Genomic DNA, 17,752 nt, shown 5'->3' with positions numbered 1-17,752 from the left:
TTCAGCGCCGACTGGGCGGTTTTTTGTGTTGGTCAAGAAGTTCTTCAACTCGCTGTTCAACCGGAAGAACATCGTCTTCAGTCCACGGACTACCTTCAAAGGCGTCAATTTTAGCGGCTATACTGATTTTTCCAGCAAGCATACGCGCAATTTTGCCCCGAACCCATCGTGGTGAGCGGCTGATCCAGGGGTGCATGAAGATATGACCGTGTTTTGGTGAAGGGGCACCGGTTTTGAGGTGATTAAAAAAGGCCTTCTCAGCACCTAAAATTTGGACCGTTCCTGAGGGAAGACGAGCCAATCGCATTCTTCCATGGGCCTCAACGCAGAGTCGAGCGGCGAGCAGGGGGCCAACCAATGCAGAAACAGAAGGAAGATGGGCGGTAGAAAGTTCTCGCAAAGCATGCTCCATTCGGTCCAAGCGCCCATTGGAGCCGGCCGTGTCTTGAGCCCACTCGTGAATGGACCTCCATTCGCTATCTGAAGGCTGTTCGACGGGGAGTTCCAAACCTGCGGTGGATGCAAATTCCGCAGGACTCGAACTTGATGCAACATCCCTAACAAATCCATTTCGGTCGGTCACCACTGCGAGTGGGAAAAACAGTCCCGTCCATTCGATCAATCGTGCCTCCATGGTGAGGTGAGCTGCTCGGAGTTCGTCGCTGCCCCGAACAAGATGCTCCAAACGTCGGTCCGGATCGCTGGCAGCCCGCTGCACTCCTTCAATGGCCAACCGCAGTGCGGCTTTGTCAGCAAGAGACTGTTCAATTGAATTCGGGTACGGCCAATCTGCTTCCGGGAGTCGTTCATCTCCATGAAGGCAGACGATCGCATCTGGAAACCGTTCCAGCAGTTGGCCCACTTCAGGAATGCTCTGCCCAAGTTCAACCGTCCGTAGGCGCTCCATAACGCCGTGTTCGGTCATATGGCCGTTCCATACTTGACTGTCAACGATGTTTCCAGCACCGTCACAAATTGCTGCTGCACGCCAATCATACCACAGCCACATGGCTTGCCGTATGCGCTGGTGATTTTGACCCTTCCCCCAACCTGAAAGGCTTAGAAAACCTTGGAATGAGGCCCTATGAAACCAAATGAGACTTTAAATGGAAAGAACCTAAATACTGTGTGATACGGGAATGTCTTATGTTTTGCCCACAATGCGGTACCCTCTCATTCCCTACTCCTTCGGGAGACATCTCTTGTACCAACTACAAATGCGGTTACAACGGTCCTGCTAAGTTGAAAACTAAAATTGGCGGAAAGGAAGTTGATTTGTCCAAAGCCACCTCAAGCACCCAAGTCAAATCTCGTGAATATGAAGTCATCAAAGACTCGGACCAGGCACACGGCGTGTTGACCAAGGATACCTACATGTGTCCAAAATGTGACTGTGTCGAAGTATTCGCATACCTTCAGCAAACCCGTTCCTCTGACGAACCAGAGACGAGAATGTTGACCTGCAAGGAATGCAGTCACGGATGGCGCGAGTACTGAACCCCGTTCCGGTTGAAGTTCCGATGGAGGAGCCAGCCCTCAAGCAGACCCTTCGTCAAAGCAAAGCCTTGAGTCGTTGACATGATCCAGAACTCGTCATCGCATGCACTGCACTGAGCAGTGAATCTACATCTACGGTACTGAACTTCAGTACTCGCTTTCAACACGTGGAGCCAGGTAGTAAACAACCTCGCCTGCGCCATCATTGAACGAGAAGCTCAGTTGTAGCGGGAAACTTTCGCCAAATCCAAGAGTGATTTCGCCCAATCCAGCAAAGACCTTTGCCATGGGAACCAGGTAGGTCAACGAGTATTGGCTACGGGCTGGCTTTGTGCATTCAAGAGAATCCAATTCATCTTTTGCAAAAGAGACGGTGACTGAATCCGTTTGGCCTTGTACGTGAACGGTAAAGGTCTCGGAATCGATGCTCAAATTGACCAAATCACCCACTTGTTTTGCAGCACGAAGCGCCTGAGCAAGAGCCGCCCCGCTCATGACAACTTTCGAAGGGATGTCGATTTTAGGAACGTTTGGCGACGAGATGGTCGTGTTGTCCAAGGGTCGAATGTTTCGGTCAATCTTGCCGAGGTTCAAGGTCATGACACCCGATGTCGGCGTGTACGCCATCTCAATCATATCGTCGGCTGCACCGAGACTGATGAGTTCCTTCACTTTGCGGAGTTCCAAACCAAGGTCGGTTTCTTCAATTTCCCAAGTGTCAAAGGCGGCAGAATCCACCTCCATATTGATCATAGCCACGTGTGATGCGTCAACCACACGGGCGTGCAGACCGTTTTCTTTGAACTCGAAGCGGGCGTCTTCAACAACCACGCTCAAAGTTTCAATAATTTTGTTCATCAAGTCCTGACGGGCCGTGACGTTCAACATGAGTTCATCCCTCTCCAATCACGAGCCTCCCGCGACGGCTTATGAACTTAGCACAAAAGCAAGCATGAAAACAACCCATCATGCGCGGTTTTAGCATGATGCAAATGTCTCCGCGCACGCACAGGGCCCCCTCCGCCACCCGGGACTAGGTTTATCGGGCGGCAAGAACTGGTGTGTTCATGCAAATAACACGCACATTGAACGTATTGACCCTGACCGCACTATTGATTCTCACAGGATGCTTCGGCATGGTGGATGATGGAATCACCCCTCCTGCAGAGGGCGAAGAAACAGCAACTGGGACGGCAACAGCAACCATCAACAACCCTCCAATGATCGCCCAATCTGAAATTCTGAATGAAGTCTTGTCAGACACATTGGATGAGGATTCCAATGCCAACTACAATTCTTCAACCGATGCTTTAGAGAGTTTTACCGTCAAAGCATATTATGCTGCCATCGATGTTGACGGTGATTCAATGACCTTGGGATGGGACACTAACCTTGACGGAACCATTGATGTGCCAGTCACAGATACGTCAGGCATCACAACCATGAACATTCCAATTGCACATTGGAATGAATTGAACACTTTTGATTACGATGATTATTACCACGCTATGATCGCCTTCATTGCCGTTGACGAACACGGCCTTGGTGCATCTTCGTTCCATGAATTTATAGCCATTGATTGGAGCCAATTTGAAGAAGAAAACAGATGGCGGCCTTTCTCCTTTGCCGGAGAAGACGCCAGTGGCGCACCATCTGATGGAACCACTGACAACCTTATCCGAGTGAGGATGATGCAAGGAAGCAACATCAACTGGGCCAACCTAAGGGTCCAAATTGAAGTGGACAACGCTGCACCTGTTACCTGTGACAACCCAGGACAGGACTCTGGCGCTGTTTGCGTGTTGGTGCCTTTCGAAGGTGATGGCGGCCAATTCTGGTCTGTTGGTGACGGTGTTACCATCCAAGAAAGCGGACAAGACCTTTGCACTGCTACATGCACCATTGACGTGACCATCACGGACACCCGTGAAGGAACTGTCATTGCCGCTATCAATAACATTACAAGCAGAAGCAGACCAAGCGTGAAGTTGGAGGCTCGTTCTGCCCTTGATTTCTTTAATGGCGGGCGACTGGGGATAGCATGGGCGATGCAAACGAGCTTGTTCCGGTGCTGAACAAAGAAGACGGTACGCCGTTCAAAACAGCGGTTCTGATCCCAACCATCAACAATGCTGACGAACTTGATATCGTTCTTGGTCGCTTAGGGCAAACAGACCTATCCGCATTTCGAAATCATCATCTCTGATTCTAAATCAAAAGACCACACCAAGGACGTCTGCGAAAAACACGGTGCAACATGGATTGAAGACCCATCACGTAACCGTGCTGATGCATGCAACTTCGCACTCAACCAAATGGACCATGATTTGGTTCTCTTCACCGACGACGATACCGTCCCACCCCTCGATTGGGTTGAGAAATTGATTCGCTGGTTTGACAATCCAGAAGTCGGTGCAGTCGGAGGCCCCAACTTCGCCCCTGATGACGACCCCTTTGGAGCAAAGTGTGCTGACGTCGCCTTCTGTACGAAATTCATGACGGCTGGCACACGCTACGGCGCCCAACCCAAAGGTGAACTCGTCCCCATCACGCACAATCCAGGTGTCAATTGCGCCCACCGAATGGCGAACCTGAGAGAAGTCGGTTTCTTTGAAGAAGGCTGCATTGGAGCAGAAGACGTCGTCCTGGACGCGAAGATTCAACGAGCAGGCCACAAACTGTTCATCGACCCCTCAAACGTGATGCCACATCGCCGCCGACGCCCGTTTAAGCCGTACATGAAGCAGATGCGTAATTACGGATACACCCGCATGGTCGCCAACAAACGCTGGCCAGAAATCTCTGCATGGTCGCACACCGCCATCGGATTCTTCCCAGCAATTGTCGTTGCAGCCGTTCTCGCAATGATTTACGGGGCTGCAACCGGTGGAGCAGAAGCAGACCTGTGGTTTTCATTGGATGGTGCGTGGGACATCTCCCGCATCGCCTTCCACATCCCGCTGGGCTTGATGTGCTTCTACATCGGAATCTCATGGCTCGGCGCTGCTATCGGCACTTCACCTCACCGCTCAGTTGGAACGGTCTTCCTCGCTCCGCTCTTTGTTTTCCTCGCCCAGTGGGCATACGGACAAGGCGTCATCAAAGCATGGCGTGAAATCCGTCGCACAGGCGGACGGGCGGGCGAAGGCGCTCAAATCGATGACCGTGTACGCACGGCCTGAACATCTCGGCCAAGTGCAGCAACTTCAGAAACTCCGCCAACCGTCTTGGTTCAAGGCAGAACCTCTATTTGTTGAGCAGATGAATTCGGGACCATGGGCAGAGCATCACTTGCTGAACGCATCTCCGCCCTGGACACACCTGAAGAGATTGAAGATGTAGAAGCAATTTGGCGCTCGTTACGCCCGATTTTAATCCTCGCCCGAATCGTTTTGATCCTCCTCATCATCCTCGTCGGAGAAATGTTTGATGACGTATACATCAAGGGATTCACCGTAGGGATTTGGGCCATGATCGCAGGCATACCTCTGTTTGTCTTGATGTCACTCGGCCTTCTGTTTGGAGACCGCTACAATTCAGAGGAAGAGGAAAACACGGCGTAAATTTAGTCCCAAGAGACGAACAGTGAAATAAGCACAACTGATGTTCGTTACCATGCGAAAGCACGGGTTTGCACTTCTCCTCGTGTTTTTGCTAACAAGCGCTGTCTTTGCCCCAGTGGACGGATACAAGACTGGGAAATACAATTCATCCTCAGGATGCAGCTGCCACACCTCCTCAAACACGCTTACACCAACCCTCTCAGGCCAGCCAGCAGAATACATTCCGGGGACCACCTACACCCTTTCGATAGGGATTTCTACAATCCATGCAGGAGGCGGATTTTCGCTTGAGGCGTCAGACGGGACCTTCTCCAATCCAGCCTCAAACACTCAAGTCATCACCGACGGTTCATCAGCCACGCATACAACATGGACCGACACCTCGTGGGGCGTTGATTGGACTGCTCCCGCTGCAGGCACTGGAACCGCCACCCTCTCGCTTGCCGTATTGGGGGCCAACGGGCAAGAAAACAAAGCAGGGGATGCTGCTGGAACTGCAAGTTTCTCAATCCCCGAAACGCCCTCAACCAACACCCCTCCGAGCCTTAGCAATCTCACCATTTCTCCCGCAAGCCCCCTGACATCCGACCCATTGGTTGCATCGTACAACTTCAGTGATGCAGAGGGGGATGCTGAAAGCGGCTCAACCTTTTCTTGGAGACTTAACGGAACCATCATGCCCTCGATCACGGGGTCTGAAGTTTCGACTTCATTGACCACTAAACACCAATCCTGGACCGTTGAAGTGACCCCCTCCGATGGCTCCGACGCAGGGCAAAGCGTCACCTCAACGGCAACAACCGTCCTCAATTCGCTCCCATCCGTGTCAACCCCACTCGCCTCAACTTCATCGCCCACTGAAAACATGGACATCACCTACACCTCCGAAATCAGCGACGATGATGGTGACCTGTTGACGGCAGAAAATCAATGGATTCTCAACGGTGCAGCAGTCCCTGAACTGAACAATGCGACAACACTTCCAGCACTCGCTACTCGTGACGGTGATGTTTGGCAGGTTCGTGTTCGTGCAGATGATGGAGAAGGAGTGTCCTCATGGGCCACTTCAGAGGACATCGTCGTTGGAACTGGAACGAATACACCCCCCGTCTCAAGCAACGTGCACATCACTGGCGTTGGTCCTTATTTCACAACGGATGCCCTTTCCCTCTCTTGGGACGAATTCGATGAGAACGGTGACACCATCACTCAACGCTCGGTTCGTTGGTCACGCGACGGTCTGACTCATGCCCCTGCAGATGAACTGTTGACCCTTCCAAGCAACATGACGCTAAAAGAAGAATCATGGATTGGAGAAGTACGCTTGTTTGACGGGACGGCCTGGTCGTCTTGGTCGGCTTCACCATCGATAACCATTGTCAATGCCCCTCCGGTGATTACGAGCGCTGCCCTCACCTCGCCCTCATTTTCAGTTGACGATTCGCTTGAACTGGGCTACGAGGCAATTGACGATGACGGCGACACGGTTGAGGTCCAAGAGGTCATTTGGATGCGCAATGGAGTTCCTCTTGAAGGAGAAGACCAATTGACCCTTGACCCGTCTCTCTTCACCCGAGGCGATCTCCTTTCAGCAGAACTCTTTGTTTCGGATTCAGTGAACGAGACAGCATTTCAAACTCCGGCAGTTGAGGTCCTCAACGCTGCGCCGATGGTGAGCATTACGTGGCCGGACGAAGTGAATTCACTGGTCCCGTTAACCCCCATCGTCATCGCAATTGACGGGGACCAGGATGAGACGAGTCTCACGTATTCATGGTTCAAGAACGGTTTTCGAGACAGCGGCATGGACGGGATGTCGGTGCTGTCTCAACAGCGTATGGAACCCGGTCAAGAATGGAAACTTGTTGTCACTGCTAACGATGGAACGACCAACAGCACCCCGGTTGAGCGTTCAATCACGATCAAAAATACAACGCCACGCGCCGACATAAGATTTGTATCAACCGACACATGGACGGGAGAGACCGTGCACCTCAGTGCGGGCGAATCCTTTGACATCGACAGTCAAATCACTGAATTCCTATGGTCGTGGGCAGAGAGCACGGCGAATGGAGAAACGCTTTCGTTCGTTCTTGAACAGAACACCCAAGTTACACTTACCGTATACGATGAACACGGAGGAGAAAACACCACGGAGATCGACATTATTCCTCAGGCCGGACCTCAAGTCAGTGGCTTCGAGACAATCGTCAATGAGGGCAAGGTCGCTCTGTCATGGAACTGGAACGGAGGCACGGTCCAATACGACGTTTGGAGGAACGGAGAACGCATCGGCACTGTAAACGCAACGCAATTTACAGATTCACCACCACTGACCGGGACCAACATCTATCACATTGAGCCCTTCAATGAGGAGCGTACGTTCATCGCAGGCTCTTCAATACGTTCGGTTGAGGTCGAACTTCCAACCATAGAAGCGCCTCAGGCCTCTCAATCAGCAGGGACTGCGCTGGGCATCCTCGTGCTTTTCGCCAGCATTGCTGTTTTTGTCCCGCATCATCTGAAAAGAGGTGAGGATCCATGAACCGGACCGCATTGACGCTCTTGCTCGCAGTACTCTTGCTTGCACCAAGCATTGGCTCGGCTAACCCCAGCGGTGTTGGAGGCGGGGAATTTGATGCTCAGTGTGGCGGTGCCTGCCACGGCGACGCCGATATGAATCGAAGTTCAAATGCAGTCATTTCCATTTCCGCACCTGATGCTGTTTACGAAGGATTGCTCACCAGTGTCACCGTTCACATAGAATCCATTCAAACCACTCAAACCGGCCTTCTTGGCGTCTTTTTGCTCAGTGACCTTACCGGGGCCCAAGACACCCCTGCTGATGCGGGATGGGACATCGTATCCAACAGCGAAGGAGAGACGTTCAATTATCTTGAGACAACGGTTCCAGCAGGAACCACTTCAGTCGACATCACATGGACATTGAAAGCACCCCCTGTGGGAACGTACACGCTCTTCGGGGCCATACACCATGGAAATGACAATGGAGATGAAGCGCCGTATTTCGGTGTCAGCCAAACACCGTTATCCATCAGCGTTCTTGAAGTTCCTGAAAACTTGCCGCGCCTTGCCGATTCATTCAGCCCTCCAACCCAACGTGACATCGGCGAACTAACGACAATAACGGCACCAACAGAATTTGTTACTGACCTGGAGGTTGAATGGCGGATGAACGGTGGAGAGACGACCGTCCTGAACGCTACCGAAATGGAGGACAATACTTGGAGGTTTGAATTGCCGACATCAATTCAACCAAGCATGATCGAATGGCGGGTGATTTTAGCAGGAGAAGGGCCAAACCAGACCAGTCCGTGGTTCCAACTTCGTAGTGATGAACCGTCCTGGGCAGTTGACAACACCTTGGTATACGGGCAATCGATTGCAATACTCGTTGCTCTCATGGCAGGATTCATGGCTTTGCAAACCACCTTGAGTCGGACAACGGCAGAGAAGGAGCGTCCTGAACTCATCATCTCTTCTGGAGGTGAATCATGATGGTATCCTCAAACACCTTCCACGTGGTGACCACTGAACTTACCGTTGGCTCATTTGCAATGGCCGGCCTCTGTTTCATGCTTGCAGGATTAGCATGCCGGGATGTTTTCGGGCTCAGGTCAAAGCTCTCAGCCCTTGACACGGTGGCTCATGCCGTTCTTTTGTTCGGCCTTGTCGCCATGCCATTCGCCATCTTCAGCGGGATTCAATCCGGACCACAGAGTGATATCAACCACCCCCTTTTGGTGAACAAAATGCTCCTTTCCACCGCTTCGCTAGGGCTCGCCATCGGGGTACTTGTGACCCGTCGCAGCATCGGAATGAAGATATGGGAACAGGCTTACACTCGAGACATACAAGCTCTCGGCGGCATGGCATCATCAGGACTTATTCTCCTCACAGCATCAATTGGCGGAACGTATTCGAGAGGAGAATCACTTCTCGACATCTTTCATCTACCGTACGAAACGGTCCCTCTCATGCCGCTATGGATGTCAGCAATGGTCCTTGTCATTGCATTAGCGAATCTCCGAACTGCATGGCAAAAAGCTTGATGATGACACAACGTGACCTCGCATTCGCAAGCATGGGTGTTCAACTGAACCGTGATGTCGCTTATCCGTTCAAAACGGTTGAGAGGTTCAAAGGCCGGCCATATCACCGGTTTGGATCGTCCATTGGCTGGCGTAAACCCCACCGGATTCAACAAGGTTGTCGTGTTGACCGCGCTCAACAACTGCTCCATCGACCATTGACAGAATCTCGTTTGCATTGCGGATGGTACTGAGGCGATGCGCTACAGCAATGGTTGCACGCTCGGTTCCCGAAGACAACAAATTTTCCTGAATGCGGCGTTCGGTCTCTGCATCAAGGGCGCTGCTTGCCTCGTCCAAAATCAAGAGGCTAGGATTCTTGAGAAGGGCCCTTGCAAGAGAAATACGGGCCCGCTGGCCACCGCTGAGTTTAGCCCCACGGTCGCCAACCATAGTGTCAAGTCCGTCCTCGAGGTCTTGAACAAACTCCCAAGCACCCGCCAAGGAGAGCGCCTTCTTCAATTCTTCATCACTCGCCTTTTGATTGTAGATGACGTTGTCACTTACCGTCCCGTAGAAGAGGAACGGGTCTTGGCTTACGAAGCCCATTGCTTCACGGACGGAATCAAGGGTAAAGTCGGTGATCGGACGCCCGTTCACCAACACTTGCCCGTTGTCAGGAGTGTAGTATCGCATGAGAAGTTTGAGGATGGTCGTTTTACCTGCACCAGTGTGCCCCATAACGCCCAAAAATTCACCACCAGAAACCTTGAATGAGATTCCATTCAATACTTTGATGCTGGTGTTTGGGTAGGTAAAGAACACGTCTTTGAATTCAATGGTACGAATCGGTTCACCAAGTTCTTCTGCGCCTTCCACGTCGATAATTTTCGGTTCAAGGTCAATCGCTGCGAAAACACGTCGTGCAGCCGCTTCGCCGCGTTGCAGTTGATTCACCAAGATACCAAAAATGAACATGGGCATGGTCATTCGTGTACTGATGAGAAGGAAGGTCACAAGTTGTCCTGTGGTGATTTCATTCTGCCCAGCAAGGTAACCGCCTGCTGTGACAAGAAGGCCAAATGCAACCCCTGCAACAGCGTAAATCATTGGAACGAAGCGGTTTCTGTCCTTGCTCGCACCCATGGCTTGGTCGCGATAGGTTCCCGAGTCACGAGAAACACGGTCGGCCTCCCATTCTTGGGCGTTGTAGGCTTGTACGACAGAGATGCCTGAAACGAGATTTTCAAGCACGGCGTTGATGTCTCCAGTCGACTCCCGTTGCTTGCGGTATTTGCGCTGGACTCGAGTTGAAAACCAATACACTCCTGGGACAATGAGAAACAACGGGGCAAACAGTACCGCAGCGAGTTTCCACGACATGAGCACCAGAATGATGAACGCCGTCATGAAGGTCACTGTAATACGGATAATTGAGGTGGATGAGTCGGAAACAACGTCTTCAAGTTGGTTTACATCGCTGGAAAGAACCGACATGATTTGTCCGGTTTGTCGAAGGTCGTAGTACGACGCTTCCATGTTGATGAGGGAGCGTGTAGCGTCCATCCGCAGGTCGTGTTGGATGTTGTAGCCAAGTGTCTGCCAAGCGTATTCGGAAATCCCTTGAAACACAGCAAGACACAAGAAACCGAAGAAGACGAGAAATCCGTAGCCCACAGCAGCACTTCCAGGGAACAGTGTGACTGCATCTTGAACAACTTGAGGGCCCGCCAAGGCATCAGTGGTGAAGTAATCAACTGCAAACCCGATGGCGACGAAGGGCATCAAATCAAAGAAACGGGCTGCTGCATTTGCAAAAATACCGGTCATGACACGCTTTGGGTACTTCTTTGCATAGGGGACAACTCTCCAAACTTGTTTCCCGAGAACCTGTGTGTCCTCGTTGATGCCTTCGGGGTCCATCACATCGCCATTGCCGCTCGTTTGTTTTTTCATTAACTTCCCTCGCGTCACATTCCTCCGGCCTCGCTTGCTGTTCTTGAACCCTCGGTCTTCGGTGCGATACCTCGATACCATGATTGCCTTGGAATGCAATCTTTGATGAGGTACCCCTGCGTGGTCCAACTATGCTGACCCGAACTCAAAGGCTCTCGACTCTCCTCATGGCTCTCATGTTTTTGCAGGTTTTAGCCCCAATCGCATTGGCATCGGCCGGGTCCACGTCTTCATTTAATACGGCAACAGATGCCGAAGTCGAATCGCTCCAGCAACTGGGCATTTCTCCCGCAGCAGACGCAGAGCACGGTTGGCTGGCCTCGCAAAACGGGGTTTCGTCGACTCATCTCCTCCACAGAGATGTAACCATGATCGCTCCAGATGATTGGACCGATGCAACCGGTGGCCAGACCCTCAACGGTTTCCACATACTGAGCCATTCCTATCCGGTCCCCTCTTCATGGTTCGGAGCGCTGGACGCTGCAGGCATTTCCTGCCATTCATTCCTACCGCCTGCAGCATTCCATTGCGACGTCAACGGTAAAACCCCACAACAACTTGGGGCCTTGGATGTTCAAGGGATCGCTGTCATGGACGCCACAGACAAGGTCCAAACCAACCTTGTGTTAGGCCTTCTCGGCCTCGAAACCACCTATGAGAACCCCTTCATAAACCAGGCCGGGGGGATCGTCAACGTGGTGTTGTCGGGTACGAGCCTTCCCGAAAACATCGGACAGCAAGATGGTATCAGCGTGGACACTCACAACGGTCGATTCTCCACCATGGCCATCGATACAACAGGACTCGCTTGGTTGGCTCAACACCATGAAATTGAATGGATTGAAGCCAAGCCCGTCTTTGAAATCCTCAATACCGAAGGCATTGAAGTGATGCACGTGGATGACCTTTGGGATGGAACCACCATGAGCAACATTGACAGCAGTTGGAGCGGCCTTGATGGAAGCGGAATCATCGTCACCGTTGCCGATACAGGATTGGATAACGGAATCAACAATTCTGCTATGCATCCCGACTTTAAGGACCACATCAAAGGCATTCTCTCCTTCCCACCTCCCCCATCAACCTGTACCTACTACGGCCTTAGTCCGTGTGGAGACAGCGCTGAAGACTTCCACGGCCACGGTACACACGTCGCTGGATCTGTGCTTGGGGACGGAACACACAGCAACGGTGGAATCGTAGGGGCTGCCAGCGAATCACAGTTGCTGTTCCATGCGATAGCTACCACCCAAGGAGGAGAGGAAAAACTTCTCGGAATCCCCAACGATTTGGACGACCTGTTCAGCCTTGCTTGGGACAATGGCAGTCGAATTCACACGAACTCCTGGGGCTCGGCAGAAAATGGCGCATATACGACCTCATCCATGCAAGCGGACAGCAGTGCAAGAACCTACGATGAGTTGGTCATTCTTTTCGCCGCATCAAATGAAGGCGTTGACGTAAACAGCGACGGTGAAATTGACCTTGATTCTCTTGGTTCACCGGCTTCAGCAAAGAACGTCATCACCGTCGGAGCATCTGAAAACAACCGTGGGAACCTCAATTATCTGTGGGGGAGCACAGACTACGGTTCGCCAATTTCTACCGACAAACTTGCAGATAATCCAGATGGAATGGCTGCGTTTTCATCCAGGGGCCCTACCGATGACAACCGACTCAAACCGGACATATCCGCCCCTGGCACCTTTATCCTGTCCACTAAATCTCGCAGCACATCCGATACAGGGTGGCTCGCATACAACGCATCTTACACCTACATGGGCGGGACGAGCATGGCAACTCCACTCACCGCTGGAGCAACTGCCCTGCTCCTTGAACACTTGATCGAAAACGTCGGTGAATCCAATCCAACATCGGCTCTCGTAAAAGCAATTTACACTGCAAGCGCTCATGACATGACGGGCCAGTACAGCTCGTCCACGAATGGGGCCGGAGAGGCTGCTCCAAACAACCACGAAGGTTGGGGCCGAGTCAACATGAGCGCAGCCCTCAATACCTCTTGGATTCAAGAGGAATCCGTGACCACAAATGCCGACAGCGGCTGGTCGTTTATTGTCCCCTCAAGCGCTGATGATTTCACCATCTCTCTTTCATGGACCGACCCCGCATCAACACCCACTGCCTCAACCAATCTGGTCAACAATCTTGACCTGGCAGTCAAAGACCCAAGCGGCACATGGACCAACGTCAGCAACAACGTGGACAATCTCCTTGCCGAGAGTTTCAGTTCACCCGCCCAAGGTACGTGGGAAGTCCATATTCTCGGCACGAGCGTCCCCACTGGCCCCCAATTCTTCGCCGTGGCCATGACCGGAAATTACTCTTTGACAAACCTCACCCAAGATGCTGACTTTGACGGAACCATCGACGCAGACGACGACTGTGAAAACGTTGCTGGAACATCAACAGAAGATCGTATTGGTTGTCCAGATACTGACGGTGATGGATACTCAAATCCTGATTCCGGATGGACGGTGAACAATGGCGCGGATGCGTTCTCTTCTGATTCCACCCAGTGGGCAGATGCAGATTACGACGGATACGGAGACAACTCCGCTGGAACTGAGGCAGATGGATGTCCATCACTTGCTGGCAATTCAACCGCAGACCGTTACGGGTGTACCGATGCTGATGGCGACGGATACTCAAACCCAGACTCAGGATGGACCACTTCCAACGGAGCGGATTCATGTGCATCCGTTTCTGGAGCATCGTCTCAAGACAGGAATGGATGTGCTGATACAGATTCAGATGGCTATTCCGACCCCGATTCAGGGTGGACGGTCGGAAACGGTGCGGACGCATTCTCATCCGATGCCACACAATGGGCGGATGGTGATGGTGACGGGTACGGTGACAATCCACCACCGGCAACCGACGGCGACCGATGCCCAAGCGTGAGCGGAACGTCAACCAACGATCGATTTGGCTGCACCGATAGCGACGGGGACGGCTATTCTGACCCTGATTCTGGATGGACAACTGGAAACGGTGCAGACGTATTCCCATCCGATGCCTCACAATGGGCGGATGGCGACGGGGACGGGTACGGCGACAACTCTACAGGAACCAATCCCGATGCGTGCCCAGTGCAAGCTGGAACTTCAACTGAAGCTGGCCGCTTGGGCTGCACAGACACGGATGGTGATGGTTATGCTGACCTTGATGATGCATTCCCTACCGAAGTTACTCAGTGGAACGATTCTGATGCTGACGGATACGGAGATGAGGCAAGTGGATTCGAGGGAGATGATTGCCCTTCTTCTGCTGGAGCGTCATCCCGAGACCGGTTTGGATGCTTGGACACCGACGGCGATGGCTCATCCGATGCTGACTCCGGATGGACGATGATGAACGGGGCTGACCTTGACCCGAACGATTCTACCCAATGGGCAGACGCTGATGGCGATACCTTCGGAGACAACCCAAGCGGAACCAATGGCGACAGCTGCCCGAGTGTGGCTGGTACATCAAATCAGGACCGATTTGGATGCCCGGATACCGATGGTGACGGATATTCCAACCCAGATTCGGGATGGACAGAAAACGAAGGCGCTGATGCCTATCCAAGCGACGCTACACGATGGGCCGACTCTGACGGTGATGGATACGATGATGGAATTGACGACGATTGCCCGAGTTTCCCTGGAACATCACTCCATGACCGAAAAGGATGTCCCGACCAAGACGGCGACGGATACTCAGACCCAGACTCAGCATGGACTGTCTCCAGTGGCGCTGACGCTTTCATGAGTGATTCCACCCAATGGAACGATACCGATGCCGATGGCTTTGGTGATGAAGCTCTAGGAAACCTTCCTGATGCTTGCCCGTCTCTGTACGGGACTTCCTGGCAGAACTCAACTTATGGGTGCCTTGACGGAGACGAAGACGGTTGGGCTGATTCTCAAGACAGTCATCCAGACGAAATATCGCAATGGTCCGATGTTGATGGTGATGGCTATGGAGACAATCCCGGTGGTGTATTTGCTGATGCGTGTGTAAACTCAGCCGGCAATTCAACACTCGGAAATCGATATGGATGCATCGACAACGATGGAGATGGATGGGACAACACACTGGACGCCCTTCCCGACCTCGCTACCCAATGGCTCGACCAGGACGGGGACGGATACGGGGATAACGCAAGCGGTATACAGCCTGATGCTTGTCCTGGCGAAAGTGGAACATCAACCGTTGACCGTTTTGGATGCGATGATGACGACGGGGATGGAGTATCCAATCTAACCGATGCTTTCCCTAACGAAGCGTCGCAATGGTCCGATATCGACGGCGATGGCTTTGGAGACAATTCAACAGGAGTGCAGGCTGACGTTTGCCCCAATGTTTCAGGTACCTCAACCATCGACCGAATCGGATGTCTCGACAGCGATACAGATGGTGTATCAGATCCAACCGAAGCCATAGGAAACACCTCCGCATGGAACGTTAGCGATGGCGCTGATGCATTGCCGTTTGAAGTCACTCAAAGTGTCGATACGGATGGCGATGGTTACGGAGAGAATGCTTCAGGATTGAACCCTGATGCATGCCCAACAACGGCTGGAACTTCAACCATCGACCGATACGGCTGTGTCGATGGAGACGGCGACGGTGCTTCTGACGAAAACGACCTGTTCCTCGCTGATGCAACCCAATGGTACGATGCCGATGGAGATGGATTTGGCGACAATGAAATGGGAACGACTGCAGATAATTGTACCGGCACTGCTGGAACATCAACCCTTGACCGCTATGGATGTCCGGACACTGATTCAGATGGAGTGAGCGATGAAAACGATGTATGGCCTGCTGACCCGACACAATGGTTTGACACCGATGGCGACGGATATGGAAACCAACCGGATGGAACCAACGGCGACACATGTCCAATGGAAAACGGAACGTCAACAGAAGGCGGAAAGAGGGGTTGCCTCGACACAGACGGAGACGGATGGGCCGATGCCGATGATTGGTATCCACTCCAATCAAGTCAGCATTTCGATAGCGATGGCGATGGTTGGGGGGACAATGCGTCGCTTGGAGCATACAAACCGGACCACTGGCCGAACGATGCCCAACGCAATTCCGCAGAAGGAACCATGACATGCACACCAACCAGCATCTCAATCGACCTTGCCGAAAGTTCACGGTTTACGTTTAGTTGTACAGCAAGCACCACCATGACAACCTCCTTCGCAGCCCGTGTGGAATGGCAGGGAACGAACGATGTAATCGGTGACTCTACGACTCAATACCTAACGTTCACCCCATCATCAGGCAACACGCAAACGGTGATGTTCTCCGGAGACGTGCAATCCACTGGAATCCATCAAATTGTTTTGATGTTACGTGAACCAGGAGTCGAAAATCCGATGGAGACCGTCACGGTAACCCTCAAAACAACCGATTCCAATGCCCCAGACACCGTATATTCAGACGATGGAACCTCTTCACTTGCACAACTTATGGAGCAACCGATGATTCAAGCAGCCAGTGGAATCTTGGTGTTGTTTGTCCTCATGGGAGCATTGATCCTCAGAGGCCGTGGAAAGAACGCACGGTCTGATGTACGGCGAAGAGAGGCTGCGGAAGAGATGATGCTCGCTCGCGGCATTGATTCTTTGCCCTCCTCACGACCGACCTCAGAACGCCGGGTTCGAACCCCACAACCACCTGTGAGGAAAGAACGCGGTGGCTCGATGTTTGAGGATTACAGGCGTAAGTGAACGGCTGAAAACTGAACCGATTCCCTCAAAGAGGAGAGGTTGCTCGGAGGGACGCTACACTGCGGATATGGTGAAGTGGTATCATAGGAGGTTTCCAACCTTTTGTCGTGGGTTCAACTCCCGCTATCCGCACCTTATGGCCCCATTCCAGCCTATGCGTTGGGATTTAACTCCATACAATTGACATACCTCGCAACAATCAAATGCTAACCAGTACCACGACTGAATGTATCCTAAGCGGTCGTGTCGGTTGTCATCATGAATCTGTTTTTCCTTTGCTTGCTTACCTTGTGGCTCTACCTGCCTGGTTTCTTGGCGAACACGTTTGCTATGATGTGGGGCAAGTGGTTGCCTAAAACCGGATATGGTCCCTGGCCTATCGACGGGGGCAAGGTTTGGAGCGACGGAAATCGCATCCTTGGAGACGGTAAGACTTGGAACGGGCTTATCGGTGGCTCAATGACCTCTGGACTCCTCTGCATGGTCATGGTGGCTGCAGTGGACAATGGCGGCATGGGGACCGTCTTTAACGACGGCTCAACTGTATTTGCATCTCCACTCGCTGGTTCATCAGGAGCATGGTTCGAGGTGGGTGGGACAGGCCTTACAGCATTTATTCTCGGCTCATTCCTTGGTTTTGCTTGCCTCCTTGGAGACAGCACGGGCTCGTTTGTAAAGCGTCGTCGTGGTCTAAAGCGTGAAGGAGATGTCTCGTCCAAAGCACCCTTGCTCGACACCCTTCCCTTTGCTATCATGGTGTTCCTTTTCGGGCAACTGTTCTTGGGTTCGTCGGTTCTTGCGGCATCGGAGTTGCGCCTTCCGATGATTGTCCTCATCCTCATCACTCCGATCTTGCATCGAAGTTTCAACCTCATCGGCTACAAAATCGGTTGGAAAGACGTTCCATATTGATTGGAACTTCACCACATCAAAG

At 52.3% G+C, this 17,752-nt stretch carries 13 protein-coding genes and 1 tRNA gene; 11 read left to right on the top strand and 3 right to left on the bottom strand.

The window, feature by feature from the left end; genetic code table 11:
* Position 1 precedes the first annotated feature (1 nt).
* Positions 2-1,009, bottom strand: a complete 1,008-nt coding sequence (locus tag AAA857_RS05285; RefSeq protein WP_338173857.1) for a hypothetical protein — start codon at positions 1,007-1,009, stop codon at positions 2-4.
* A gap of 137 nt (positions 1,010-1,146) precedes the next feature.
* Here AAA857_RS05285 and AAA857_RS05280 point away from each other — a divergent pair, with 137 nt between their 5' ends.
* A complete protein-coding gene (locus AAA857_RS05280) occupies positions 1,147-1,497 on the top strand; it encodes a hypothetical protein (protein ID WP_338173854.1) in 351 nt (116 codons plus the stop codon).
* Positions 1,498-1,644: 147 nt separating this feature from the next.
* On the opposite strand, the gene AAA857_RS05275 is transcribed toward AAA857_RS05280, so the two are convergent.
* Complete coding sequence (locus AAA857_RS05275; protein ID WP_338172946.1) at positions 1,645-2,385, bottom strand: DNA polymerase sliding clamp; 741 nt, start codon at positions 2,383-2,385, stop codon at positions 1,645-1,647.
* A gap of 179 nt (positions 2,386-2,564) precedes the next feature.
* On the opposite strand from AAA857_RS05275, the gene AAA857_RS05270 reads away from it, so the two are divergent.
* The 7 genes from AAA857_RS05270 (at position 2,565) to AAA857_RS05240 (ending at position 9,133) form a co-directional block, all read left to right on the top strand.
* Positions 2,565-3,572: a hypothetical protein gene (locus tag AAA857_RS05270; RefSeq protein WP_338173852.1), complete on the top strand. Its 1,008-nt coding sequence runs from the start codon at positions 2,565-2,567 to the stop codon at positions 3,570-3,572.
* On the top strand, positions 3,539-3,703 hold the full coding sequence (locus tag AAA857_RS05265) for a hypothetical protein (protein WP_338173850.1): 165 nt from the start codon (positions 3,539-3,541) through the stop codon (positions 3,701-3,703). Before AAA857_RS05270 ends, AAA857_RS05265 begins: the two co-directional genes overlap by 34 nt.
* A complete protein-coding gene (locus tag AAA857_RS05260; protein WP_338174407.1) occupies positions 3,690-4,679 on the top strand; it encodes a glycosyltransferase in 990 nt (329 codons plus the stop codon). The genes AAA857_RS05265 and AAA857_RS05260 overlap by 14 nt, the downstream gene beginning before the upstream one ends.
* Before the next feature lie 93 nt (positions 4,680-4,772).
* The gene (locus AAA857_RS05255) at positions 4,773-5,060 is read left to right on the top strand and encodes a hypothetical protein (protein WP_338173847.1); all 288 of its coding nucleotides are present in this window, start codon (positions 4,773-4,775) and stop codon (positions 5,058-5,060) included.
* Positions 5,061-5,112: 52 nt separating this feature from the next.
* Positions 5,113-7,605 (top strand): choice-of-anchor V domain-containing protein, encoded by a 2,493-nt coding sequence (locus tag AAA857_RS05250; protein WP_338173845.1) that lies wholly within the window; start codon positions 5,113-5,115, stop codon positions 7,603-7,605.
* Positions 7,602-8,579 carry a hypothetical protein gene (locus tag AAA857_RS05245; protein ID WP_338173843.1) on the top strand — a complete coding sequence of 326 codons (978 nt, stop codon included), beginning with the start codon at positions 7,602-7,604 and terminating at the stop codon, positions 8,577-8,579. The genes AAA857_RS05250 and AAA857_RS05245 overlap by 4 nt, the downstream gene beginning before the upstream one ends.
* Positions 8,579-9,133, top strand: a complete 555-nt coding sequence (locus AAA857_RS05240) for a hypothetical protein (protein ID WP_338173841.1) — start codon at positions 8,579-8,581, stop codon at positions 9,131-9,133. Before AAA857_RS05245 ends, AAA857_RS05240 begins: the two co-directional genes overlap by 1 nt.
* 87 nt (positions 9,134-9,220) lie before the next feature.
* Here AAA857_RS05240 and AAA857_RS05235 read toward each other — a convergent pair whose 3' ends face one another.
* Positions 9,221-11,068, bottom strand: coding sequence for an ABC transporter ATP-binding protein (locus tag AAA857_RS05235; RefSeq protein ID WP_338173839.1), 1,848 nt, complete (start codon positions 11,066-11,068; stop codon positions 9,221-9,223).
* Between the two features lie 131 nt (positions 11,069-11,199).
* Between AAA857_RS05235 and AAA857_RS05230 the strand changes: the two genes are divergently transcribed.
* The 3 genes from AAA857_RS05230 (at position 11,200) to AAA857_RS05220 (ending at position 17,730) form a co-directional block, all read left to right on the top strand.
* Complete coding sequence (locus AAA857_RS05230; RefSeq protein WP_338173837.1) at positions 11,200-16,818, top strand: S8 family serine peptidase; 5,619 nt, start codon at positions 11,200-11,202, stop codon at positions 16,816-16,818.
* Between the two features lie 61 nt (positions 16,819-16,879).
* Positions 16,880-16,950, top strand: a tRNA-Gly gene (locus AAA857_RS05225).
* A gap of 111 nt (positions 16,951-17,061) precedes the next feature.
* Positions 17,062-17,730 carry a CDP-archaeol synthase gene (locus tag AAA857_RS05220; protein ID WP_338173835.1) on the top strand — a complete coding sequence of 223 codons (669 nt, stop codon included), beginning with the start codon at positions 17,062-17,064 and terminating at the stop codon, positions 17,728-17,730.
* The last annotated feature ends 22 nt before the right edge of the window (positions 17,731-17,752 follow it).

Source organism: Candidatus Poseidonia alphae, assembly GCF_943787815.1.
Taxonomy (GTDB): Archaea; Thermoplasmatota; Poseidoniia; order Poseidoniales; family Poseidoniaceae; genus Poseidonia; species Poseidonia alphae.
This window is presented reverse-complemented; position numbering and strand designations above follow the sequence as displayed.